Origin of the sequence: Pseudomonas sp. DY-1 (assembly GCF_003626975.1) — a bacterium.
In the GTDB taxonomy this organism is placed as follows: Bacteria; Pseudomonadota; Gammaproteobacteria; order Pseudomonadales; family Pseudomonadaceae; genus Metapseudomonas.
In genome coordinates this window covers 3,631,272-3,655,377 of record NZ_CP032616.1, presented here as the reverse complement: position 1 = coordinate 3,655,377, position 24,106 = coordinate 3,631,272, and the positions used below count along the sequence as shown (strand labels likewise).

Sequence of the window (24,106 nt, the reverse complement as noted above, 5' to 3'; positions counted from 1 at the left end):
AGACTGCGACTTTAAGAGTCAGTATCTCGAAAAGTGAAAATATGGATCGCATAGAAGCCATGACTGTTTTCGTCGCTGCAGCGGATGAAGGAAGCCTTTCAGCTGCTGGGCGGCGATTGCAAATGCCACTTCCCTCGGTCAGCCGGAAGTTGGCTGATCTGGAGGCTCACCTAGGCGTGCGGTTGATGACCCGATCGACGCGGCAACTGACGCTGACTGATGCGGGACGTGACTATCTGGTTGCATCTCGCGAGATCCTGGATCGTGTGGCCGAAGCCGAACGAACAGCGATCGGCGGCAGCATGAATCCGAGGGGCGAGCTGGTCATCGCCGCACCTTTGATGTTCGGGCGCGACCATGTGCTGCCGATTGTCATGGAGCTCTTGAGTCGGTCCGACGACATGAACGTTCGCCTGGTGCTCAGCGACACCAATGCGAACCTGCTCGAGGAGAATATCGACGTGGCCGTGCGCATTGGGGTCCTTCCCGACAGCGGCTTGACGGCTAGACAGGTAGGCGAGATCACCAGAGTGGTGTGCGCCAGTCCCGCATACCTTGAGAAGCATGGGACGCCAGAGACCCCGTCCGATCTGCGTAACCACGAGTGCGTGACCTTCTCAGGCCTCTCGCCATCACATGCGTGGTCGTTTTCCAGCTCGAAGGGCACGACGCGGGTGCCGATCCGCTCTCGCCTGTCCGTGAACACCGCCGATGCGGCCGTGGCCGCCGCTACGAGTGGCCTGGGTCTCACCCGGGTGCTGTGCTACCAGGCCGCTTCCCAGTTCGCCCAGAACTCGCTGGTCCGTCTCTTGAGGGAGTACGAGCCCACGCCATCCCCAGTGAACTTACTTTATGCACACCAAGGCAGGCTGCCAGCAAAAACGCGTTGCTTCCTGGCGCTTGCGACCGAGCGTCTCTCACAAGTGCTGGTTGTGAGCAAATAACTTTTAGCGCGGTGCATCGCGCGCGTACTTCCCCACGTGCCTTAGGTGGGCCTACTTGCGCGCTTCAGTGGATGTTTGGCCACATGCCCGCTCCGGTGACGGTGCCGGCGCTTCCACCTGGCGTCGACAGATGCCTGCAAGCCCGAGATCTTTCATGGTCGGTGTTGTACTCAAACTGCCCTTAGTCAAGCTACCAGCTTTAATCGTCAGCTTTTAACTTTGATGGGCATCCCGAGCAGCTCCATTACTGCCTGGATCGACTGATTGCCATAGCGCTTGTCGGGTTCTCGATCTTGGTCCGGCTTGCGCTGTGATCTGCCTTGGGGTTGCGGTAGTGACTTGGCGCTGGGCACGAAGTTGCCTTGTTGAGCCAGTTCTATAAGTTTCCGAAGTAAGCCGACCGGGTTGCGAACCTGGCCTGCTGTAATTCGGGCGGAGATTTCGTTAATCACGAGCTGCCGAAATTCGATAGGGCATTGCTGTAGCAGCTTCTGGACTACAGCTTGTTTCGATGCAGGAAATGCTTCGGTGGGCGCAGGGGCATCTTTCCCTTGGCCTGTTTTAGGTTCCTTTACGGTTCTTGGTGGTTGGGGTGACATGGGGGTCACCCTTTGTATGCCTCTGCTGTCATCTTTCTGTACCTGATTTGTCAGGGCTTCATCCTCTTCTTTGGAAAAGGGTGACATATTGTCAGGGTTAGTTATCCACCGAGGGTTTACTCGATATTCCGTCACAAAATTGCGACCGCCTTTGGCGTATCTGACTGTCAGTAGCCAGCCGCTCTTCTTCATTTGAGCAAGGTGGCGCTGGACGGTACGTTCACTTTGGCGAGTTTTTCGGGCGATGTAAGCCACACTCGGCCGGATGTTGGTGCCGTCATCGTGCGCGTGGTCGGCATAGGCCAAAGCTGTGAGCAGCTCACAGCCGCCGGCAGGGTAGTGTTCCCACACCAAACTTGAGATTTTTATGCTCATGATCGGACGCTTGTAATGAGTGCTGGGCTGATTAGTCGTTGAGGCCTTGGTCGATCAATCTCGCAATATCTGCGGTGCGGAAAAGCACTCGGCGCCCCCACTTGAGCTTGGCGGCGTTGATGCTTCTTGCCCAGTCGGTTCTGTTGTCGGAGAGCGTGATCCGCAGTGCTTCAGGGCTGCGATGCATGATTTCGCCGAGCTGTTCATAGGTCATCAGGATCCCGCAGCGCTCGGTCAGAATATCTTGGGTTGTCGGCATGTCGTTGCTCCTAGGTTCAGTTACGGCTAAATCCTAGAGACATTCTTCACGCTGAATTAAGTTGTAAGATTTGCCACTTGAAAAGCGCCGTAGGCCTTATAGATGGTGGTCTATAGCGGTTTTTCGCAGATTTCTTGATTTCGCACTGAAGGGTCTCTGGCATGAACTCCACTGGAAAACGGCAGGTGAACTCCCTCGTTTTCTATCTTTACAAGGCGCACGGGTGGTGGCTCGTGAATGAGTGGTATCCACTTGTTGTTGATCTTTCGGAGCAAGCTGCGAAAGGAGCCTTGAGGCCAGTGCATTTCAGGCTCACGCTTAAAAAGTATGTCGGCGAGCTGTTAGCGAAAATTGAGGCTATGGCGGATCTTCCAGATCGTCCGCGTTTGATCGCTGAGCTGAGTTCTGCGTGCGCCTTTCTGAGCGGACGGGAGCTGAGATGGGCGACATTTGCCAAGCAAGGCCGTTCCTTGAGCTGCACCTCAAACCGTTCGCCATCAGATTCAATAGTTTCGCTCGGCCAGCTAATGGCTCTTGGGCCTGCAATCAACGTTTTTTATGGGCATGGAGCTGCACTTCCCGCCCGTAAGTTCTGCGCCTTGTGCTGGCGTTACGTGTTGGGTGCAGGGAAGCACTGCAGAGAACACCGAGTTCCGGCTGTAGGTACAACTGGGCAGTCATCTCAAGCCCGCGATGGCTACTGGTTTGGTCGGAAGCTGTCGCCACAGTTCAATGACCATATTCGCGCTCTCTCCAGTCAGGCACGGAAAGAGAAATTGCGTTCCCAGTGGAGGGAGGCAATTGAGATTGTTCGGGTTGCTCCTTGGCTCGAACGCTACAGGCCGCATGTATGGCAGTTTGTGATTGAGCGAGTTGGAAGGCCCGGCGGGGCCTTCATGTTGCCTACCTTGATCCGGGCTCTGGATGATCACAGCCTGGAAATTGGTGAGATGCGCGAGCAAAGGGCGGACTTCCACCGCGATCTAGTGGATGATCTCACGGCTGTTTTTGATCTTCTGCTTCGTGCGGAGGCTTGGCTCGGAGCGGCAGCCGAGCGCCGAGATAATTGGGGTGGCGGTAGGGCAGGAGCGGGGCGGCCGGCAAAGGCGGCTGCGTCATTCCGACAGCTGTGATAGCGATCGTGTCAGCTACGGCACTTTGCGCCCGTGACTCAGCTTATCTAGCTTGCTAACAAGGTCTTCGGCACGTAGGTGAGTGTAGCGCTTAAGCATCTGCATCGACTTGTGGCCGCTGATGGCCGAGACCTCCTGATCGGATAGGCCGCCCTCGACCAGCCGGCTGACTGCTTCATGGCGCAGATCGTGAAAGCGCAGGTCGGGCATACCGAGCTTGGTCTTCAGCAGGCCCCAGGTCTTGGTAAATGCGTAGGGGCTTCGCTTACCGTTCTTGCCCGGCTCGCCAAAGAACACCAAATCACAGTCTATCGGCCGCACAGGGTTGTTCAGCGCTGCCTGGAAGGTTTCTGTCGCCCATTTGCTCAGCGGCACAGTGCGTGCGCTGTCGTTCTTGGTGTCGGAGAGGCGCACCACGCGCTTTTGCATGTCGACCTGATGCCGGCGCAGGGATGTGATCTCAGATGAGCGCATGCCGGTTTCCAGGGCGATGCGGACGATCCAGCCAAGCATGGGATTGCTGTGATTGTTTACGGCTGTCAGCAGGCGGCGTTCCTCCTCTGCAGACAAGCGCCGGTCACGGCCCTCGCCAGGGCTGGGTTTGCGGATGTTCAGAACCGGGTTGAAGCTGAGGCCCAGGCCCCACTCCTGAATTGCCACGGTGAACAGGTGGCTGAGTAGGGCCAGCTCCAGGCGCACGGTGTTGTTGCTGGTGGGCTTACCGCGATTGGTGATCGAAGCGAGGCGGGTGTCGCGGTAGCCGGCGATGATCTCGGCGGAGAGGGCGGCCATGGAGTACTTGCCCAGGTGGCTGATCAGCTGTTGGGCTTTGGTGGCTTCGGCGCGCTGGGTGGTCGGCTTCTTGGTGGGGCTGATTTCGCTGAGATAGCGCTTCAGCGCCATTTCCAAGGTCATGCGCTCGGAGCCGCTGCGTTGGATGTACACGCCCCTGACCATTTCGTCTTCGGTGCGGCGAGCCCAGTCTTCGGCATCGCGCTTGGTGCGGAAGGTTTTGGTGTTGGTCGGCCAGCCGGTTTTGCGCACCAGAGCCTTCCAGGTGCCGGCATCCGTTTTGACGATGGTGGCCATCTCTTTCCTGCTCCCAAAGCGTGCCGCTGTACCGGCACTGTACTGAATTTGTACCTTTGGACTATAGGACTGGTCTAGCTGATTTTGGCGCTGGAATGAAAAAGCCGCGCAATGCGCGGCTTTTGATTTGGTGGGCCCACACGGACTCGAACCGTGGACCAAAGGATTATGAGTCCTCTGCTCTAACCGACTGAGCTATAGGCCCCAGAAGGCCGGCGGATTATACAGGCGCCTTTTGCTGGGCGCCAATCGCGGGCTGGGGGCTGAGGAATTTGCGGGCGAAAGTCTCGGCTGGCAGCGCTGCGCTGACGATAAAGCCTTGAATCTGTTCACATCCTTCGGCTGCGAGGAAGTACTCCTGGGCCTTGGTTTCGACGCCTTCGGCGATGACGGTGAGTTGCATGCTGCGGCCGAGAGCGATGATGGCGCGGCTGATGGCAGCGTCATTGGGGTCGTCCGGCAGGCCACGTACGAACGACTTGTCGATCTTCAGCACATCCAACGGGAGGCGCTTGAGGTAGCTGAGTGAGGAGTAGCCGGTGCCGAAGTCGTCGATGGCCAGCTGCACGCCGAGGGTCTTGAGGCTGTGCAGCACACTGAGCGCTTCTTCTGCCTGGCTCATGATGAAGCTTTCGGTGATTTCCAGTTGCAGGCGCTGGGGCTCGAGTCCAAGTCCCTGGAGGAGCAGCCGCAAGCGTTCCATCAAGAGCGGTTGGCGCAATTGGGCGCCGGCGAGGTTCACCGAGAGTGGGCCGAACGGGGCATGGTCTTCCTGCCATTGCTGCATCTGCCTGCAGGCGTGTTCCAGCACCCAGTCGCCCAGCGGGAGGATCAGGCCGCACTCTTCAGCGAGGGGAATGAAGCGCTCCGGGGGAATCTCGCCGAATTGCGGGTGATACCAGCGCACCAGGGCTTCAGCGCCAACCAGTGTCTGGTGCTGGAGGCTGAACTTGGGCTGGTAGCTGAGGGACAATTCATTGCGTTCCAGCGCGCGGCGCAGTTCGGTCTCGAGGGCCATCCGCTCGGTCGCCTGGCTGGTGAGGTCGCGGGTGTAGAACTCGATGCGATTGCGGCCGCGGGCCTTGGCCCGGTACATGGCGGCGTCGGCATTCTTGACCACGGTGGCGACGTCGAGGCCGTGTTCGGGGAACAGGCTGATGCCAATGCTGGCACTCATGAAAAACTCGTGCTGGCCGGCAGGGATCGGCGCTTCGAAGCAGGCCAGCAGCTTGTTGGCTACGGTCTGCGCGTCGCTGGCATTGTGTAGGCCGGGCAGGAGAATGATGAATTCATCGCCGCCGAGGCGGGCCACGGTGTCGATGTCGCGCAGTTGTTCGCGAAGACGGGTGGCGATGCCCTTGAGCAGCAGGTCGCCCACGGGGTGGCCAAGGCTGTCGTTGATGTGTTTGAAGCGGTCCAGGTCAATGAACAGGACAGCGCCATGGTGGTGCTCGGTGGCGGCGTCGGCCAGCGCCAGCTGCAGGCGGCTTTCGAACAGCAGGCGATTGGGTAGGCCGGTCAAGGAGTCGTGGTGGGCCTGGAAGTCGAGCCGTGCCTGGGCGTGCTTGAGTGGCGAGATATCGGCGAATACGCCGACGTAGTGGGTGACCTGCTGGTGGCGGTCGCGCACAGCGCTGATGGTGAGCCATTCGGGGTAGGGCTCACCGTTCCTGCGGCGGTTCCAGATTTCGCCCTGCCAGTGCCCCTCGCGCTCGAGCTGGTGCCACATTGCCGCGTAGAAAGCGCTGTCGTGCTGGCCGGAGGCGAGCATGCGCGGTGATTGGCCGAGAGCCTCGCTTTCGCTGTATCCGGTGATCTCGCTGAAGGCACGGTTGACGGCCGTGATGCGTTGTTCGGTGTCGGTGATCATCACGCCTTCGGCCGTACTTTCGAACACGGTGGCGGCTTGCAGCAGCTTTTCCTGCATTTGCTGGCGCTCGGTGACATCGCGGGCAATGGTCAGCATGCACGGTTCGCCGCCAATAGGAATCGGCTGAGCGGAAAGCTCGCAGATTCGTATTTGGCCTGCCTTGGTGCGTACGGCGGTGGTGAAGTGATACAGGCTGCCCTGGTCGTGGATCGCCTGGATCATGAGCTTGCGGTCGGCCGGGTTGGCCCACAGGCCGAGCTCGAGGGTGGAGCGGTCGGCGATCTCGCGCTGGCTGTAGCCGGTGATCCGGGTGAAGCCATCGTTGGCTTCCAGCAGGCGCCCGTCGCTGATGCGGGTGATGAGCAGCCCGTCCGGCGAGGCGTGGAAGGCACTGGCGAATTTTTCTTCGGAGACTTGAAGCAGTTGCTGGGTTTCTTTGAGCTGGGTGACGTCGCGGACCACGACTACTAGCGCGGGGGTGTTGTCGAGGTCGATGTTCTGGGCAGAAATCAGCCCGATGAAGGTTTCGCCGTTGGCGCGGCGGAAGGGCATTTCCAGGTTGTGCAGCGGATTGCCCTGCTGCAGACGCTGGAGGAGCTTCGGACCAATGCCGGGAATGCCCCAGATATCGAGTTCGGTGGCGGTGCGACCAAGGGCCTCACTGGCCTTGAGTCCAATCTGCTGCTCGAAGGTCTGGTTGATCGCCAGGAGGCTGCCGTCAGTGCGTCGTGCGATGACGATGATGTCGGGGCAGTTGTGGAACACCGAGGCGAACTTCTGCTCGGAGAGTTGCAGCGCCTGTTCGGTCTGCTTGGTCTCGGTGATGTCGATCATCAGGCCGCGCATCATCTGTGTCTCACCGTGGGGGATGAGGGTGATGATGTCTCGCACCCAGAGCACTCGGCCGTCCGCGGCGATCATGCGGTAGTCGAGGCTGTGGTCGCGGCCGGCGATGGTTTCCGCTTCGCAGAAGGCATTGGCCCATCCAGCGTCGTCGGGGTGCAGGGTGCGGCGCCAGAACCCCTGTTCCAGCCAGTCGCTCAAGGGGTAGCCGAGCAAGCGTTCGGCATGGGGCGAGACGTAGGTGTAGCAGTAGTCTTCGACGCGCATCTCCCAGGCGATGGCATTGAGGCTTTCCACCAGGCCGCGATAGTGCTGTTCGCTGCTTCGCAGCTCATCCTGCAGGGCGGCGCGGCTGGTCATTTCATTGCTGAGACGGCGATTGACGCGCATGACGAATGCAAGCACACCGGCCAGCAGCAGTGCCGGAAGGCCGTAGAGCAGGATGCGGTTCCAGTCGATGTGCTGGTAGAGGGCGTCGCCCACCCAGCGCTCCTGGATGGCAGCGGTTTCTTCCGGGGTGATCTCGGCGAATACCCGGTCGAGGATGCCGGCCAGCAGCGGATGGATCTTCGGTGTCGCCATGGCCAACTGGTAGCGATAGGGCGTTTCGCCGCTGATGCTGATGCCGTTCAGCTTGAGCTGGCGCAGGCTCCAGACGCTGGACGCGAGGTCGCCGACGAAGGCATCTACCTCACCGGTAGCCAGGGCCTGGAGCGCGGCGGCGACTGTGGGGTAGCCCTGCAAGCTCAGGTCGGGGTGCTGGTTACGCAGGAGTTCATGGGGGGCGTAATCGGATACGACCCCGACGCGCAGACCGTAGAGGTCCTGGATGTTCGAAGGCCGTGGGCCCTTGGTCTGGGACAGGATGGCGATGGGGAAGTCGAGGTATGGACGGGTGAAATTCAGGTACTGCTGGCGCTCCGGGGTGGACATGACGCCGGGCAGGATATCCAGCTCACCCTCGCGTGCTCGCTTGAGCACTTCTGCCCAACTTCTGGACTCGACCGGGGTGAGCTTCAGATTCAGCTTGCGGCGGATCAACTCGACATAGTCGGCAGCCAGGCCTTGGTGACGGCCTTGGGCGTCCCGGAATTCGAAGGGGGGCCAGGAGGTGTCTATGCCCAGTTGCAGCTCGCCGTGATTGTCGAGCCAGGCCTGTTCTTCCGGGGTGAGCGTCAGGGCGCCGGCCGGGAAGGTCCAGAGTGCCAGCCAGAACATCAGTAGGGCCCGCGCTCGCGCCATTGGCGGCCTCGTTCCTTGAAGGGATGTCAGACACGAAGTGTAGACGTGGCCGCTTGCCATCTGGAAGAGAAATGAGCGCGCTGAGCGCTGCTGCACGCAAATGAAAACCCCCGGACTGGCCGGGGGTTGTCGTATCGCTTATTCGTCGAGGAAGGAGCGCAGGTGCTCGCTTCGCGACGGGTGGCGAAGTTTGCGCAACGCCTTGGCTTCAATCTGGCGGATACGCTCACGGGTTACATCGAACTGCTTGCCGACTTCCTCAAGGGTGTGGTCGGTGTTCATGTCGATGCCGAAGCGCATGCGCAGGACCTTGGCTTCACGGGCAGTGAGGCCGGCCAGGACTTCGCGGGTCGCTTCCTTGAGGCTCTCCACTGTGGCTACATCGATCGGGGACTGCATGGTGCTGTCCTCGATGAAGTCGCCCAAATGAGAGTCTTCGTCGTCGCCAATCGGGGTTTCCATGGAGATCGGCTCTTTGGCGATCTTCAGTACCTTGCGGATCTTGTCCTCAGGCATCTCCATGCGCTCGCCAAGCTCTTCCGGAGTGGGCTCGCGGCCCATTTCCTGCAGCATCTGACGGGAGATGCGGTTGAGCTTGTTGATGGTCTCGATCATGTGCACCGGAATACGGATGGTCCGTGCCTGGTCGGCGATCGAGCGAGTGATCGCCTGACGGATCCACCAGGTGGCATAGGTCGAGAACTTGTAGCCGCGACGGTATTCGAACTTGTCCACCGCCTTCATCAGGCCGATGTTGCCTTCCTGAATCAGGTCGAGGAATTGCAGGCCGCGGTTGGTGTACTTCTTGGCGATGGAGATCACGAGACGCAGGTTGGCCTCGACCATCTCTTTCTTCGCCCGGCGAGCCTTGGCTTCGCCGATGGACATGCGACGGTTGACGTCCTTGATCTCGTTGACGGTCAGTTCGACCTCGTTCTCGAGATCCACCAGCTTCTGCTGGTTGCGCTTGATGTCGTCCACCAGCTTGCCGATGGCTTCGGCGTACTTGGCCTTGCCCTTGGCCAGGCCGTCGGCCCAGTCGAGGTCGACTTCGTTGCCCGGGAACAGGCGCAGGAAGTCGGCACGCGGCATACGGGCATCACGCACGCAGAGCTGCATGATGGCGCGTTCCTGGCCGCGGACGCGATCCAGGGCGCTGCGGACTTTTTCCACAAGGGCGTCGAACTGCTTCGGCACCAGCTTGATCGGCATGAAGAGCTCGGCCAGGGCCAGCAGCTCCTCGGTGGCCTGCTTGCTGTTGCGACCGTGCTTCTTCAGGGCCTTCTTGGCCTTTTCGAGCTGGTCGGAAACTGCGGTGAAGCGGCGCAGGGCTTCTTCCGGGTCAGGACCGCCGTCGCCTTCTTCCTCTGCGTCGTCGCCGTCGCCTTCTTCGTCTTCCTCGTCGTCCTTTTCCTTGGCTTTGGCGGAATCGTCCTTCAGCTCGACAGGCTCGACCTCTTCGGCCGGCAGGGTGCCGTCGTCCGGGTCGATATAGCCGCTGAGAACGTCGGACAGGCGACCACCTTCACTGGTGATGCGCTGATAGTCGGCGAGAATGCCGTCGACAGCGCCAGGGAAGTGGGCGATCGCGCTCATGACTTCGCGGATGCCTTCCTCGATGCGTTTGGCGATTTCGATCTCGCCTTCGCGGGTCAGCAGTTCCACGGTACCCATTTCACGCATGTACATGCGCACAGGGTCGGTAGTGCGGCCGATGTCGGTTTCCACCGCAGCGAGTGCGGCTGCGGCTTCTTCGGCTGCGGCTTCGTCGGTGTCGGCTTCGGCCAGCAACAGGGCATCCGCATCCGGAGCACTCTCGAATACGTTGATCCCCATGTCGTTGATCATGCGGATGATGTCTTCCACCTGTTCCGGATCGGAAATATCCTCCGGCAGGTGGTCGTTGACCTCCGCGTAAGTCAGGTATCCCTGCTCACGGCCACGGGCGATCAACTCTTTGAGGCGAGACTGCTGTTGCGCTTTTCCGGACATAGCACCCTATCCACTTAAGGTCTTGGCGGGCTGAAAACAAGCCGAGGATTATACCTGATCCGGGGCCTTACGCGCCAGTTGAGGTCGGAGTCAGGGGAGAAGTGTTGCGGTTGAGAAGATCGCGCAGCTGATCTTTTTCCTCTGCGCTGAGTTCGCTTTGCCGCGCTTTCCGCAGCAGATTTTCCAGGCGGCGTTCCCGCTGGCGAGCCGACAACCTAGTTATAGTGTCGAAAAACTGTTGTTCAAGGTTGTCTTCGGAAATCAGCCATTCCTTTTCCGCCAGAGCCCGTAACAGACGGCCCTGATCGGTACCGTGCCAGCGCGCTATCAGCTGCAGCGAACGAAGTTTCGGATTTTTCTGAACGGCTTCAACGAGCGACACCATGAGTTGGGCGTACGTGTCGTCTTCGGCTGCGAAGTGGCTGGCATCCTCGACCTTCTGCGCCAATGACGGATGGTGCAGCAAGGTGCGCAATGCTGTGAGGGTAGGGGATTCCACTTTCACCTCTGTCCGCGGCGGCCGCTTGAAATCATCGCGTCCCTGCTTGCTCCACTTCTTGCCGTCTTTTTTCCAATCGTCCTTTTTCCAGCCTTCCTTGCGCCGTTCGTCCTTCTGCCAATTTCCTGGTTGTGCGGCTGGCTGCTCGAAGTAGTGCGAATGGTCCGGCTCGTGTTGCTGGTCGTCGTAGCCCGCGAAGGATGCGTAGTACGCGTCGTCTGGATGGCTGAGACTCTCGCTGCTGACTGGCGCACTGCGGGCGAACTGGCCGAGCGCCTCGCCGTTGAGCCCGGTGATCTCGGCCAGCCGCTGGCGCATCAGGGCCTTGAGGTTGGCGCCTGGAATCCTCTCGATCAGTGGGGCGGCCAACGTAGCCAGGTGGGCCTTGCCTTCCAGGGAAGTGGGGTCGGCTTCCTGGGTCAGTTGCTGGAAGAAATAGTCCGCGAGCGGTTGCGCGTGCTGGTTGATTCGCGCCCTGAAGGCATCGGTGCCTTCCTTGCGGACCAGGCTATCCGGGTCTTCGCCCTCGGGCAGGAACAGGAAGCGCGCACGGCGTCCATCCTCAAGGCCGGACAGGGCTGCTTCCAGGGCGCGCCAGGCAGCCTTGCGCCCGGCTTGGTCGCCGTCGAAGCAGAAGAGAATGTTCGGCACCAGTCGGAACAGGCGGCGGATATGTTCTTCGCTGGTGGCTGTGCCCAGTGTTGCAACGGCATTACGCAGGCCCTGCTGGGCCAGGGCGATGACATCCATATAACCCTCGACGACCATGATTTCGTCGAGGTTGCGATTGTGCTTGCGTGCTTCGAACAGCCCGTAGAGCTCCTGGCCCTTATGGAAAACAGGGGTTTCCGGCGAGTTCAGGTATTTGGGCTTGTCGTCGCCAAGCACGCGCCCCCCGAAGGCGATGATGCGTCCACGGCTGTCGCGGATCGGAAACATCACGCGGTCGCGGAAGCGGTCGTAGCGCTTGCCCGAGTCGGCGTTCTCGATCAGTAGGCCGGCATCGATCATGTGCTTCTGCTGCAGGCTGTCGCCGCCCATGTGCTTGAGCAGGTTGTCCCAACCGGGCGGAGCGAAGCCGAGGGCAAAGTCGCGGGCTATTTCGCCGGTCAAGCCGCGCCCTTTCAGGTACTCGACGGCGGCCTTGCGAGTCGGATGCTGTTTCAGTGCGTGGCGGTAGTAATCGGATGCGGCGGTGAGCAGGGCGTAGAGCGGTGAATCGCTGGGCTGGCGCGGTCCACTGCTACGGCTGCCTTCTTCTCTTGGGACTTCCAGGCCTGCGCGCTTGGCCAGTTCCTCGACTGCCTGGGGGAAGTCCAGGTGATCGTGATCCATGACGAAGCCGAGGGCATTGCCGCCGGCGCCGCAGCCGAAGCAGTAGTAGAACTGCTTGTCCGGGCTGACGCTGAAGGATGGTGTCTTTTCGTTATGGAATGGGCAGCGAGCAGTGTAGTTCTTGCCGGCCTTTTTCAGTTGCACGCGCGCGCCGACCACTTCGACTATGTCGGTGCGGTTCAGCAGGTCGTCGATGAAGCCTTGGGGGATCAGGCCGGCCATAGGGTGCTCGGGGCGCAGGAAGGTTCAAAGCATACTCGCGGCCGGTCGGAGGCGACAGAAGCGAGGTTAAGGCTGAAAAGCAAAAAACTCCGCGATTCGCCGGAGCGAAGCGGAGTTTCCTGTGTGCCCAGCATGCACTCGCCCGGCCGGAGCCGGGCGATGCGTGAGCGTGCGGCGTAGCCTGCTAACTCAGTACAGGCGCTCGCGGCGACGCTGCTCGCGCTGCACTTTCTTGGCGTGACGCTTGACCGCGGCGGCGGCTTTGCGCTTGCGCTCTGCAGTGGGCTTCTCGTAGAACTCACGGCTGCGAACTTCGGCCAGTACGCCGGCTTTCTCGCAGGAGCGCTTGAAACGACGCAGAGCTACGTCGAAGGGTTCGTTCTCTTTAACTTTGACGGCTGGCATCCAGGTCGTACCTTCATCAATTACCGAATGGTCGACGCATTCCGGCAAAAGCTGGCTCGGTGGCGCGTCGGATTTCAAGGGCTGCGGATATTAACGCCTCAGGGCACGGAATGCAAAGCCTTCAGTCGAAAACCGCTGGTCGGCGCTGGGGGTGGCGATTATGATTCGCGCCTTCTTCTTTTACCAGGCCAGAAAGGCTCGTACCCATGCTAGTGCTGGGGTTGGAAACCTCTTGCGACGAAACCGGCGTCGCACTTTACGACAGCGAACGCGGCCTTCTGGCTGACGCGCTGTTCAGTCAGATCGACCTGCATCGGGTCTACGGCGGGGTCGTGCCCGAACTGGCTTCCCGCGACCACGTGAAGCGCCTGCTGCCGCTGCTGCGCGAAGTGCTGGAAGAGGCCGGTCGCAAGCCCGAGGATATCGACGGTATCGCCTACACAGCGGGTCCCGGCCTGGTTGGTGCGCTGCTGGTGGGGGCCTCCTGCGCCCAGGCGCTGGCATTCGCCTGGGGCTTGCCGGCGCTCGGTGTGCACCATATGGAAGGCCATCTGCTGGCGCCCATGCTGGAAGAAACGCCACCGGAGTTCCCGTTCGTCGCCTTGCTGGTTTCGGGCGGTCACACCCAACTGGTACGGGTGGATGGTATTGGCCGTTACCAGCTGCTCGGCGAGTCGGTGGACGATGCCGCGGGCGAGGCCTTCGACAAGACGGCCAAGCTGATCGGCCTCGGCTATCCGGGTGGCCCGGAAATCGCGCGACTGGCCCAGAGCGGCACGCCTGGCCGCTTCGTGTTCCCGCGACCGATGACCGATCGTCCCGGCCTGGACTTCTCATTCAGCGGCCTCAAGACCTTTGCCCTCAATACCTGGCAGCGTTGCCGCGATGCTGGGGACGACGGCGAACAAACCCGTTGCGACATCGCTCTGGCCTTCGAACAGGCGGTGGTGGAGACTCTCAGCATCAAATGCCGTCGGGCGCTAAAGCAGACCGGTCTCAAGCGTCTGGTGATCGCGGGCGGTGTCAGCGCCAACCAGTCGTTGCGCCAGTCGCTGGGCAAGATGCTCGGCGAACTGAAGGGTGATGTGTTTTATGCCCGGCCGCGTTTCTGCACTGACAACGGCGCGATGATCGCTTACGCCGGCTGCCAGCGTTTGCTGGCGGGCCAACAGGATGGTCCGGCGATAGGTGTGCAGGCGCGTTGGTCGATGGAGCAGTTGCCACCCCTCTGACGACGGGTGAGCCGATTTCACTCGGTCATTCAGAAATGCCGTTCGCGTCCGGCGAAAAGGTCGCGTAGATTTCCTCGATGGCGCCAGACGATGAGTCCGGTCAGCACTGTCATTGGCAGTAGCGCGCCAGGTTGCTGCCAGGCCAGCAAAGGCAGGGTTAGCGGCGTGGCGATAAGAGCCGCCAGCGAACTGGTGCGGGTCAGGTAGAACGTCAACAACCAGGCGCAGATGGCTAGAAGTGCCGCCGGAGGATAAAGGCCGAGCAGCATGCCGGCGGCGGTGGCCACGCCCTTGCCGCCGCGAAAGCGGAAGTACAGGGGATAGAGGTGCCCGACCACTGCTGCGAGGCCGACCCAGGCTTGCTGCTGGATGTCGAAGCCACAGAGTTGGGCGACCAGTACCGGCAACAAGCCTTTGAGCAGGTCGCCAAGCAGGGTCAGGATCGCAAGTTTCTTTCCCGCCACCCGCAGCATGTTGGTGGCGCCAGGGTTGCCGGAACCCTGGGCACGTGGGTCGCCCGTGCCGAATAGTCGGCTGAGCAGAATGGCGAAGGACAACGATCCGAGCAGGTAGGCGAGAGTCGCCAGCAGCCAAAACATGGTATCCATTCCGGGGCGAGGAAGTCCCGATTCTAGCGGGGCAGCACTGACGTGGACACGGTTTTCATCGAGGGTCTGGAAGTGGACACCGTAATCGGTGCCTATGACTGGGAACGCAGTATCCGTCAGTGCCTGCGGCTGGACCTGCAGCTGGCCTGGGACAACCGACCGGCCGCCGCTGGCGATGACCTCGAGAAAGCACTCGACTACGCCGCCGTTTCCCAGCGCATCCAGGCCTTCGCCGCCGAGGCGCAGTACCTTCTGGTGGAGACCTTCGCCGAGCGCCTGGTGGCGGTGCTGATGGCGGAGTTCAACATCCCCTGGGTTCGTCTGAAGCTGCACAAGCCTGGTGCCGTACCGGCGGCCAGCAGTGTTGGTGTGGAGATCGAGCGCGGATGCCGCTGACGCCTATCTACCTCGGTCTCGGCAGCAATATCGAGCGCGAGAGGAACCTGACCGCAGGGCTTGAAGCGCTGGACGGATTCCTCCAGGACATTCGCTGTTCCCCGGTGTTCGAGAGCTTCCCTGTGGGCATCAAGAGCGGGAATTTCTTCAATTTCGTGGTGACCGCCCTTACCGACCTGTCCCTGCATGAGCTGGATCGCCGTCTGAAGGAGATCGAGGCTGACAACGGTCGCTATGCGCCAGGTCGCAAAGGCCTGCCGCTGGATATCGACGTGTTGCTGTATGGCGACCGTGTGGGGAATTTCGACGGACTTGTCCTGCCGCGCCCGGAAGTGCTGAAGAACGCCTTCGTTCTCTGGCCTCTGGCGCTGCTGGCGCCTGAGCTGAAGCACCCCGGTGAACATCGCCGCTTCGCTGAACTCTGGGAAAACGCCGCCATCGAGCAGGCACTCTGGCCTGCGTCCTTCTCCTGGCGCGGCGTCGAACTGACGCCGCCTGGGCTGATTCAAGCCTTCCCGCAGCCTTCCTTGTAGGCCTTGAGGGTCTTGAGGCGCTCGCCCTTGAGCGCTTCGCCCAATTCGGCTCCTTTAAGTCCCTTATCAAGAAGGGGTTGTACGGCAACTTTCCGTGCGGCCTGCGCTGCACCGAGCAGGTAGGCCGCTTGTGGATAGTCTCGCTGCTCCAGACCGGTGCGACCGCGGGCGTCCATCTCGCTGGCCGCGACGAACTCTTCGAAGCGCTGCGGCCGGCGGTAGACGTCGAAGCTTTGCAGGAACTCCAGCAAGGTGGATGCACGCAGTTCCAGGGCGCGATGGGCGTGAGTGTGATACTCGCCCACCAGCAACGCCAGTTCCTGGCAGTCGCGGGGTGCCTTGCAACGCTCGTTGATAGCCTGGATCAGTTTCAGCCCGCGTTTCTCGTGGGCGATGTGCTGGGGCCATTCTTCCGCTGGTGTCAGGCCCTTGCCCAGATCATGCAGCAGGCAGGCCCAGCGCACGGTCAGCGGCTGGTCGTGCTCGGCGCACTGGCGCAGGACGTTTAGCACGTGTACGCCGGTGTCCACTTCGGGATGATGTTTCGCCGGCTGCGGCACGCCAAACAGGCTGTCCACCTCTGGCAGCCAGGCTGCCAGGGCGCCGCAGTCATGCAGCACCTGGATGAATACGTCCGGGCGTGACTCCATCAGGGCGCGAGATATTTCCTTCCAGCTGCGCTCCGGTGTGAGGGCGTTCAGCTCGCCCGATTCGGCGATCTGCCGCATCAACTCCAGGGTCTCATTTGCGACGGTGAAGCCGAGGGGCGCATAGCGCGCGGCGAAGCGCGCAACACGCAGGACCCGCAGGGGGTCCTCGGCGAAGGCAGGGGAGACATGGCGCAAGACGCGGGATTCGAGGTCTTTCTGGCCGCCATACGGGTCGATTACGTTGCCGTGGTCATCTTCCGCCATCGCGTTGACCGTGAGGTCGCGGCGGATCAGGTCCTGTTCCAGGGTCACGTCCGGGCTGGCATGGAAGGTGAAACCACCATAGCCGCGGCCACTCTTGCGCTCGGTGCGCGCCAGCGCATATTCGTCGCCCGTCTGTGGATGCAGGAACACCGGAAAGTCCGCACCCACCGGACGGTAACCCTTTTCCAGCATCTCTTCGGCGGTTGCGCCCACCACGACCCAGTCATTCTCGGTGACCGGACGGTTCAACAGGCGGTCGCGAACCGCGCCACCGACTTTGTATATCTGCATGTATTGCCTCCGTGGCTGCGGAGGATAGCAGCCTAGCGGGCTGCAGGAATCTGCCCGACCAGGGCCCTTGCGGCGTTTTCCAGCAGTTCGGCGCTGTCCCGGGAAGGGCTGAGGCCGGTGCTGGCCAAGCCTTCCCAAAGTACGTTGCCGGCAGGGTCGGTCAAGCGCAGGCGCAATGTGCCGGTCTCATCACGTAGTCGGTGGATGGCCTGGTAGGGGCCAAGGGGGCTGGGTGGTGCCTGATTGACCTTGAATTCCAGCGGTTGGTTGTTCACCGCCAGCCAGTAGTACACCCGCAGCTGGGCATCGCTGTCGGCGCGATAACCGCGGGCCTCCAGTTCCTGACGGATCAGAGGGGTGAGCTGGGTATAGCGCTCTGGATAGGGCAACTCGCCGTTCACCGCCTGCTCCGGCGGAATCAGCGCAAAGCTGCTGCGTCCGGCCAGTTCGGTACTGGCCGGTTGCAGGATGCGAATCTGCGGGATGGAGGTGGTGCAGGTGGCCAGGGCCAGACACAGCAGCAGGACGAAGTACAGGCGCATCTGAGGACGGCTCCCATATGGGTGAACCGCATGCTCGGCGTGTGCCGGGCACGCGGTCAACCGATCAAATGGGTGGAATGATCAGGTCCAGGCGTGGGTATTCCCCGTCCTCAGTGCGCTCCCCCTTTGGGGGGACGTGATGACTCCCTGTGATCTGTTCACCGTGGCGCGTTTCCAGGTGGATATCGAAGCCCCAAAGACGGTGCAGGTGCTTGAGTACCTCCTCGGTGGACTCGCCCAGGGGTTTGCGGTCGTGCTGCTGGTGGCGCAGCGTCAGCGAGCGATCACCACGGCGGTCGACGCTCCAGATCTGCACGTTGGGTTCGCGGTTCCCGAGGTTGTACTGGGCAGCCAGGGTTTCGCGGATCAGCTTGTAACCCTGTTCGTCGTGAATGGCAGGTACGAACAGCTCATCCTTCTGGTCGTCGTCAAGAATGCTGAACAGCTTGAAGTCGCGGATCACCTTGGGTGAGAGGAACTGCAGGATGAAGCTTTCGTCCTTGAAACTGTTCATGGCGAACTTGAGCGTCGACAGCCAGTCACTGCCGGCGATGTCCGGGAACCAGTGACGGTCTTCCTCCGTGGGTTCCTCGCAGATGCGGCGGATGTCGCGGTACATCGCGAAGCCCAGGGCGTAGGGGTTGATGCCGCTGTAGTAGGGGCTGTCGAAGGGCGGCTGATAGACCACGCTGGTATGGGATTGCAGGAATTCCATCATGAAACCGTCGGTGACCAGGCCTTCGTCGTACAGGTCATTGAGGAGGGTGTAGTGCCAGAAGGTGGCCCAGCCTTCGTTCATCACCTGGGTTTGGCGCTGTGGATAGAAATACTGGGCGACCTTGCGCACGATACGCACGACTTCCCGCTGCCAGGGTTCCAGTAGCGGGGCGTGCTTCTCGATGAAGTAGAGGATGTTTTCCTGCGGCTCCGCGGGGAAGCGCTGGTTGTCCCGCTCGCCGCCCTTGCCGGCACCCTTGGGAATGGTGCGCCAGAGATCGTTGATCTGCTTCTGCAGGTGTTCTTCTCGGTCCTTCTGCCGACGCCGTTCCTCTTCGGCTGAAATGGGGTAGGGGCGCTTGTAGCGGTCCACGCCGTAGTTCATCAGGGCGTGGCAGGAATCGAGCAGGTCTTCCACCGCGTCGATGCCGTGGCGCTCTTCGCACTGGTTGATGTACTGCTTGGCGAACACCAGGTAGTCGATGATCGAACTGGCATCGGTCCAGGTGCGGAACAGGTAGTTGCCCTTGAAGAAGCTGTTGTGGCCGTAGCAGGCATGGGCGATGACCAGGGCCTGCATGGTGATGGTGTTCTCTTCCATCAGATAGGCGATGCAGGGGTCGGAGTTGATCACGATCTCGTATGCCAGACCCATCTGGCCGCGCGAGTAACCTTTCTCGGTTGCAAGGAAATGCTTGCCGTAGGACCAGTGGTTATAGCCAATAGGCATGCCGACTGAAGCATAGGCATCCATCATCTGCTCGGCGCTTATCACTTCGATCTGGTTTGGGTAAGTGTCCAGCGCGTAGCGCTCGGCGATCCTGCTGATCTCGCGGTCATAGGTGCGGATCAGGTCGAAGGTCCATTCCGACCCTGTGGAGATGGGCTTTCGTTCCTTCTTGCTGGCAGTCATTTCACGCCTCCCCTCAGGTCACGAGCCTGCGATGGAACAGCTCGCGGAACACCGGGTAGATATCCGCCGCCGAGACGATCTGTTGCTGGGCGAAGGTATCGCCGAACGCTTCGCAGACCTGTTCGTACTCGTACCACAGCGCCTGGTGCTCGCGCGGTGTGATCTCGACGTAGGTGTAGTACTGCACGAACGGCATGATCTGCTTGATCAGGATATCCCGGCAGATGGGTGAATCGTCGTTCCAGTTGTCGCCGTCCGAAGCCTGGGCGGCGTAAATGTTCCATTCGTTGATGGGGTAGCGCTCTGCCATGATCTCCTGCATCAGCTTGAGTGCGCTGGAGACTATGGTGCCGCCGGTTTCCCGGGAATAGAAGAATTCCTCCTCGTCCACCTCGCGGGCGCTGGTGTGATGGCGGATGAACACGACCTCGATCTTGTCGTAGTTCCGCTTGAGGAAGAGGTACAGGAGGATGAAGAAGCGCTTGGCGATGTCCTTGGTGGCCTGGGTCATGGAGCCGGACACGTCCATCAGGCAGAACATCACCGCCTTGGACGAGGGATTGGGCTGCTTGACCAGCAGGTTGTACTTGAGGTCGAAGGTGTCGAGGAAGGGGACTCGCTCGATTCTGGCGCGAAGCCTGGCGATTTCCGCCTCAAGCTCCTGGATATCGCCGAAGTTGTCCGGTTCCTCGCGCTTCAGGCGCTCCAGCTCCGCTTTCGCCTCTTTCAGCTTGCCGCGGCTACTGCCGGAAAGTGCGATGCGACGGGCGTGGGCCGAGCGAAGGGTGCGGACGATGTTGATCCGCGATGGATTGCCCTCATTGCTGATCCCGGCGCGGACAGTCTTGAATGTGTCGGAACCGGTGAGGTGGCGCTTTACCAGGTTGGGTAGCTCAAGGTCCTCGAACATGAAGTCGAGGAACTCCTCCTGAGTGATCTGGAAGACGAAATCGTCCATCCCCTCGCCCTGGTTGCTTGCCTTGCCGCCACCACGCCCACCTCCGCCACCCTGAGGGCGAGGGATGCGGTCACCGCTGGTGAACTCCTTGTTGCCAGGGTGGACGATGGTCTGGCGACCACCGCGACCGTGATGCAGGACGGGCTCGTCGATGTCACGACCGGGGATGCTGATCTGTTCGCCATGCTCCATATCGGTGATGGAACGGCGGCTGACGGCCTCCTCCACGGCCTTCTTGATGTGCTCGCGGTAGCGCCGCAGGAACCGCTGCCGGTTCACGGTGCTCTTGTTCTTCCCGTTCAATCGCCTGTCGATGACGTAACTCATAGACCCCTCCGGGGAGCTTCAGGCTGCAAAGCGCGGAGGACGCCGTACGAGACGGCGCCTCCGGCTGGCGTGTTCCTGGCTTGCAGCTTGAGACTGTTTTACTGCGACTTGCGTACCCGCAGGTACCATTCGGACAGCAGGCGTACCTGTTTCTCCGTATAGCCGCGCTCGACCATGCGTTTGACGAAGTCGTTGTGTTTCTGCTGCTCCTCCTTGCTCCCCTTGGCATTGAAGCTGATGACCGGCAGGAGATCCTCGGTGTTGGAGAACATTTTCTTCTCGATGACCACGCGCAGCTTCTCGTAGCTCAGCCAGCTGGGGTTCTTGCCGTTGTTGTTGGCCCGGGCGCGCAGCACGAAATTGACGATCTCGTTGCGGAAGTCCTTCGGGTTGCTGATGCCGGCCGGCTTCTCGATTTTCTCCAGCTCCTCGTTCAGGGCTACGCGATTGAGGATCTCGCCAGTTTCCGGATCGCGGTATTCCTGATCCTGGATCCAGAAGTCCGCATACAGCACATAGCGGTCGAAGATGTTCTGGCCGTACTCGCTGTAGGACTCGAGATAGGCCGTCTGGATTTCCTTGCCGATGAACTCGATGTAGCGCGGGGCAAGGTATTCCTTGATGTAGCGCAGGTAGCGCTCACGCATCTCTGCCGGGAACTGTTCCTGCTCGATCTGTTGCTCCAGCACATAGAGCAGGTGCACCGGGTTGGCTGCCACTTCGTGCGGGTCGAAGTTGAATACCTTGGAGAGGATCTTGAAGGCGAAACGGGTCGAGAGTCCGTTCATGCCTTCGTCTACGCCTGCGGTATCGCGATACTCCTGGATCGACTTGGCCTTCGGGTCGGTGTCTTTAAGATTCTCACCGTCGTAGACACGCATCTTCGAATAGATGTTGGAGTTCTCCGGTTCCTTCAGGCGTGACAGCACCGAGAATTGCGCAAGCATGCGCAGGGTGTCCGGCGCGCAGTGGGCATGGGCCAGGGAGCTGCCGACGAGCAGTTTGTCGTAGATCTTGATCTCGTCGGCAACCCGCAGGCAGTAGGGCACCTTGACGATGTAGATCCGGTCGATGAAGGCTTCGTTGTTCTTGTTATTGCGGAAGCTGTGCCATTCCGATTCGTTGGAGTGGGCCAGGATGATGCCGCTGAAGGGCAAGCCGCCCAGGCCCTCGGTGCTATTGTAATTGCCTTCCTGGGTAGCGGTCAGCAACGGGTGCAGCACCTTGATCGGCGCCTTGAACATCTCGACGAATTCCATCAGGCCCTGGTTGGCCCGGCACAGCGCGCCCGAAAAGCTGTAGGCGTCGGCGTCGTTCTGTGGGAATTCCTCGAGCTTGCGGATATCCACCTTACCCACCAGGGCAGAAATGTCCTGGTTGTTCTCGTCACCGGGCTCGGTCTTGGCGATAGCGATCTGGTTTAGGATCGATGGATAGAGTTTGACCACGCGGAACTTGCTGATATCGCCGCCATACTCATTCAGGCGCTTGGTCGCCCAGGGCGAGATCACTGAACGCAGGTAGCGACGTGGGATGCCGTATTCCTCTTCGAGGATGGCACCGTCCTCATCCGCGTTGAACAGTCCGAGAGGCGATTCGAACACCGGCGAGCCCTTGATGGCGTAGAAGGGAACGCGCTCCATGAGCTGCTTGAGCTTTTCCGCCAGGGACGACTTACCACCACCCACTGGGCCAAGTAGATAGAGAATTTGCTTCTTCTCTTCCAGGCCTTGGGCAGCGTGGCGGAAGTAGGAAACGATCTGGTCGATGCACTCTTCCATGCCATGGAAGTCGGCAAAGGCCGGGTAGCGACGGATCACCTTGTTGGAGAAGATCCGTGACAACCTCGGATCGAGCGAGGTGTCGAGCAGTTCCGGGTCACCGATGGCCATGAGCATACGTTCGGCGGCGGTGGCGTAGGCGCTGCGGTCCTGCTTGCACAGGTCGAGGTATTCCTGAAGGGAATATTCCTCCTGGCGAGTCGCTTCGAAGCGTTGTTGGAAGTGGCTGAAAATGCTCATGACGTCACCTCGCTGGAATCAGGAAGCCGGCGCGGGGTCGGTTATGCGGGTGCGGGCAGTCAGCCGAAGAAGGTCGGCCGATTGAAATCCCCCAGAACACCTGAATGGTCGCTGCCGATGGCCCGGAACCGGTGTACCGGCTCTCCCCTTTTTTGGATGGCCTGAGCTAAGAGTAGTTCGTTATCGGCAAGGTCAAGCGTTACGGGACGACAACAGGGGATTACCGTCCGTCGGAGAAGTGACGCCAAGCCAGTGATGGCGCGGGGTTGCGCCTCACCGAAAAAATTTTATTCGACGCTGCCCTGGGCGACTTCCCCGGGATAGACGCTGCGCCACAGTTCGAAGCCGCCATCGAGGCTGTAGACCTCGGAGAAGCCCTGATGGGCAAGATAGGCGGCCGCGCCTTGGCTGGAGTTGCCGTGATAGCAGGTAACGATCAGCGGCTTTTCGAAGTCGGCCTGGGCGATGAAGTCAGGCAGGGAGTAATTGTCCAGGTGGTGCGAGCCGCTGATGTGACCCAGGGCGAAGCTCTGCGGGTCGCGGATATCCACGACCACGGCGCCTTGTTCGCGCAGGGTCTGCGCCTGTTCAGGCGGGATGCGTTTGAATTCACTCATGGCGGTTCTCCTCGCAGCTGCAGCTGATTTGCTCGCCACTGTCGATATTCAAAAGAGTCATGCTGCCGCCCCAGACGCAACCAGTATCGAGAGCGTACAGGCCGGGTTCATTGCATTTGCCTTCCAGGGCTGCCCAGTGGCCGAAGATGATCTTCTGCCCACGGGTCTTGCGCTCAGGGAAGCTGAACCAGGGGGCAAATCCCGGAGGCGCCGTGTCCAGGCCTTCCTTGGATTTGAGGTCCAGGGTGCCATCGGCACTGCAGAAGCGCATGCGCGTGAAGTAGTTGGTAATGACCCGCAGGCGCGTGACGCCGTGGAGGTCGCTGTCCCACTTGGCTGGCTCGTTGCCATACATGCCGTCGAGAAAGAGGGGCAGGCGGGCATCGTCCCGCAGCGCCTCCTCTACTTCGGCGGCACGTTTCAGCGCCTTCTTGAGCGACCACTGGGGTGGGATGCCGGCGTGAACGAGGGCGATATCCCGTTGCTCGTCGTAGTGCAGCAGTTTCTGCTGGCGTAGCCAGTCCAGCAGTTCGGCGCAGTCCGGTGCTTCGAGGATCTCGCGCAAGGTATCGGCCTTGCGCAGTCGCTCTATGTTGTTGGCCACGGCCAGAAGGTGCAGGTCATGGTTGCCCAGCACACAGACCACGGAGTCGCGGATCGAATATAGGAAGCGCAGGGTTTCCAGCGACTTCGGGCCGCGATTGACCAGATCGCCCACTAGCCAGAGTTCGTCCTTCGCCGGGTCGAATCGCACCCGCTCCAGGAGGCACTTCAGCTGATCCAGGCAACCCTGGAGATCGCCAACTGCATAGGTCGTCATGCCGGTTCTCTCAGTGCAGCGAGCCGGGAACGGCGAGGCGGAAGGGCGCGATGATGGCATCGAAGCGTTTGCCGTCGTCGGCGACCATCTGGTAGCTGCCCTGCATGCTGCCGACTCGTGTGGCCATGACGGTACCGCTGGTGTAGGTATGGCTGGCGCCCGGGTCGATCAGGGGCTGCTGGCCGACTACGCCGGCACCTCGGACTTCCTGCACATGGCCGTCGCCGTCGGTGATCACCCAGTGACGGGTAAGCAGCTTGGCGGGCAGCTCGCCGTTGTTGTGGATGGTCACGGTGTACGCGAAGGCAAAGCGATTCTCGTCCGGCTGCGATTGTTCCGGGAGGAAGCGGGTGACGACGCTGACGTCGACCTTGTATCGGGGATCGGACACGCGAAGGCTCTCGAGTAGC

21 protein-coding genes and 1 tRNA gene are annotated in these 24,106 nt (G+C 60.8%); 5 read left to right on the top strand and 17 right to left on the bottom strand.

Features of this window, described 5'->3' with window-relative positions; genetic code table 11:
• Positions 1-41 precede the first annotated feature (41 nt).
• Positions 42-944 (top strand): LysR family transcriptional regulator, encoded by a 903-nt coding sequence (locus tag D6Z43_RS17335; RefSeq protein WP_120653335.1) that lies wholly within the window; start codon positions 42-44, stop codon positions 942-944.
• A gap of 206 nt (positions 945-1,150) precedes the next feature.
• Here the strand turns inward: D6Z43_RS17335 and D6Z43_RS27960 are convergent, their stop codons facing one another.
• Positions 1,151-1,918, bottom strand: a complete 768-nt coding sequence (locus tag D6Z43_RS27960; protein WP_162945854.1) for a helix-turn-helix domain-containing protein — start codon at positions 1,916-1,918, stop codon at positions 1,151-1,153.
• Positions 1,919-1,949: 31 nt separating this feature from the next.
• Entirely contained in the window at positions 1,950-2,177 is a 228-nt protein-coding gene (locus D6Z43_RS17330) for a hypothetical protein (protein ID WP_120653334.1), read from the bottom strand.
• Between the two features lie 161 nt (positions 2,178-2,338).
• On the opposite strand from D6Z43_RS17330, the gene D6Z43_RS27955 reads away from it, so the two are divergent.
• Positions 2,339-3,310, top strand: a complete 972-nt coding sequence (locus tag D6Z43_RS27955; RefSeq protein ID WP_162945853.1) for a hypothetical protein — start codon at positions 2,339-2,341, stop codon at positions 3,308-3,310.
• Positions 3,311-3,325: 15 nt separating this feature from the next.
• Here the strand turns inward: D6Z43_RS27955 and D6Z43_RS17320 are convergent, their stop codons facing one another.
• The 6 genes from D6Z43_RS17320 to rpsU form a co-directional block, all read right to left on the bottom strand.
• Positions 3,326-4,399, bottom strand: coding sequence for a site-specific integrase (locus D6Z43_RS17320; RefSeq protein WP_120653332.1), 1,074 nt, complete (start codon positions 4,397-4,399; stop codon positions 3,326-3,328).
• 128 nt (positions 4,400-4,527) lie between these two features.
• A tRNA-Ile gene (locus tag D6Z43_RS17315) sits at positions 4,528-4,604 on the bottom strand.
• Between the two features lie 15 nt (positions 4,605-4,619).
• The gene (locus tag D6Z43_RS17310) at positions 4,620-8,354 is read right to left on the bottom strand and encodes a bifunctional diguanylate cyclase/phosphodiesterase (protein ID WP_120653331.1); all 3,735 of its coding nucleotides are present in this window, start codon (positions 8,352-8,354) and stop codon (positions 4,620-4,622) included.
• 138 nt (positions 8,355-8,492) lie between these two features.
• Positions 8,493-10,346, bottom strand: a complete 1,854-nt coding sequence (rpoD, locus tag D6Z43_RS17305) for an RNA polymerase sigma factor RpoD (protein WP_120653330.1) — start codon at positions 10,344-10,346, stop codon at positions 8,493-8,495.
• Between the two features lie 67 nt (positions 10,347-10,413).
• Positions 10,414-12,402, bottom strand: coding sequence for a DNA primase (gene dnaG / locus D6Z43_RS17300; protein WP_120653329.1), 1,989 nt, complete (start codon positions 12,400-12,402; stop codon positions 10,414-10,416).
• Positions 12,403-12,591: 189 nt separating this feature from the next.
• Positions 12,592-12,807 carry a 30S ribosomal protein S21 gene (gene rpsU, locus D6Z43_RS17295; protein ID WP_003085057.1) on the bottom strand — a complete coding sequence of 72 codons (216 nt, stop codon included), beginning with the start codon at positions 12,805-12,807 and terminating at the stop codon, positions 12,592-12,594.
• Positions 12,808-13,013: 206 nt separating this feature from the next.
• On the opposite strand from rpsU, the gene tsaD reads away from it, so the two are divergent.
• Positions 13,014-14,039, top strand: a complete 1,026-nt coding sequence (gene tsaD, locus D6Z43_RS17290; RefSeq protein WP_120653328.1) for a tRNA (adenosine(37)-N6)-threonylcarbamoyltransferase complex transferase subunit TsaD — start codon at positions 13,014-13,016, stop codon at positions 14,037-14,039.
• Between the two features lie 29 nt (positions 14,040-14,068).
• On the opposite strand, the gene plsY is transcribed toward tsaD, so the two are convergent.
• On the bottom strand, positions 14,069-14,638 hold the full coding sequence (plsY, locus tag D6Z43_RS17285) for a glycerol-3-phosphate 1-O-acyltransferase PlsY (RefSeq protein WP_120653327.1): 570 nt from the start codon (positions 14,636-14,638) through the stop codon (positions 14,069-14,071).
• 51 nt (positions 14,639-14,689) lie between these two features.
• Between plsY and folB the strand changes: the two genes are divergently transcribed.
• Both folB and folK read left to right on the top strand, forming a co-directional pair.
• Positions 14,690-15,043, top strand: coding sequence for a dihydroneopterin aldolase (folB, locus tag D6Z43_RS17280; protein ID WP_120653326.1), 354 nt, complete (start codon positions 14,690-14,692; stop codon positions 15,041-15,043).
• The gene (folK, locus tag D6Z43_RS17275) at positions 15,034-15,576 is read left to right on the top strand and encodes a 2-amino-4-hydroxy-6-hydroxymethyldihydropteridine diphosphokinase (protein WP_120653325.1); all 543 of its coding nucleotides are present in this window, start codon (positions 15,034-15,036) and stop codon (positions 15,574-15,576) included. Before folB ends, folK begins: the two co-directional genes overlap by 10 nt.
• Here the strand turns inward: folK and D6Z43_RS17270 are convergent.
• The 8 genes from D6Z43_RS17270 to apaG form a co-directional block, all read right to left on the bottom strand.
• A complete protein-coding gene (locus D6Z43_RS17270) occupies positions 15,549-16,781 on the bottom strand; it encodes a multifunctional CCA addition/repair protein (RefSeq protein ID WP_120653324.1) in 1,233 nt (410 codons plus the stop codon). The two genes, folK and D6Z43_RS17270, sit on opposite strands and share 28 nt — an antisense overlap.
• Before the next feature lie 32 nt (positions 16,782-16,813).
• Entirely contained in the window at positions 16,814-17,323 is a 510-nt protein-coding gene (locus D6Z43_RS17265; RefSeq protein ID WP_120653323.1) for a DUF4136 domain-containing protein, read from the bottom strand.
• A 64-nt stretch (positions 17,324-17,387) separates the two neighbouring features.
• Positions 17,388-18,953: a SpoVR family protein gene (locus D6Z43_RS17260; protein WP_120653322.1), complete on the bottom strand. Its 1,566-nt coding sequence runs from the start codon at positions 18,951-18,953 to the stop codon at positions 17,388-17,390.
• A 13-nt stretch (positions 18,954-18,966) separates the two neighbouring features.
• Positions 18,967-20,238: a YeaH/YhbH family protein gene (locus tag D6Z43_RS17255; RefSeq protein WP_120653321.1), complete on the bottom strand. Its 1,272-nt coding sequence runs from the start codon at positions 20,236-20,238 to the stop codon at positions 18,967-18,969.
• A 98-nt stretch (positions 20,239-20,336) separates the two neighbouring features.
• Entirely contained in the window at positions 20,337-22,259 is a 1,923-nt protein-coding gene (locus D6Z43_RS17250) for a PrkA family serine protein kinase (RefSeq protein WP_120653320.1), read from the bottom strand.
• A 287-nt stretch (positions 22,260-22,546) separates the two neighbouring features.
• Positions 22,547-22,876: a thiosulfate sulfurtransferase GlpE gene (gene glpE, locus D6Z43_RS17245; protein ID WP_120653319.1), complete on the bottom strand. Its 330-nt coding sequence runs from the start codon at positions 22,874-22,876 to the stop codon at positions 22,547-22,549.
• Positions 22,869-23,696, bottom strand: a complete 828-nt coding sequence (locus D6Z43_RS17240) for a symmetrical bis(5'-nucleosyl)-tetraphosphatase (protein WP_120653318.1) — start codon at positions 23,694-23,696, stop codon at positions 22,869-22,871. Before D6Z43_RS17240 ends, glpE begins: the two co-directional genes overlap by 8 nt.
• Before the next feature lie 10 nt (positions 23,697-23,706).
• Complete coding sequence (gene apaG / locus D6Z43_RS17235; RefSeq protein WP_120653317.1) at positions 23,707-24,087, bottom strand: Co2+/Mg2+ efflux protein ApaG; 381 nt, start codon at positions 24,085-24,087, stop codon at positions 23,707-23,709.
• Positions 24,088-24,106: the final 19 nt, after the last annotated feature.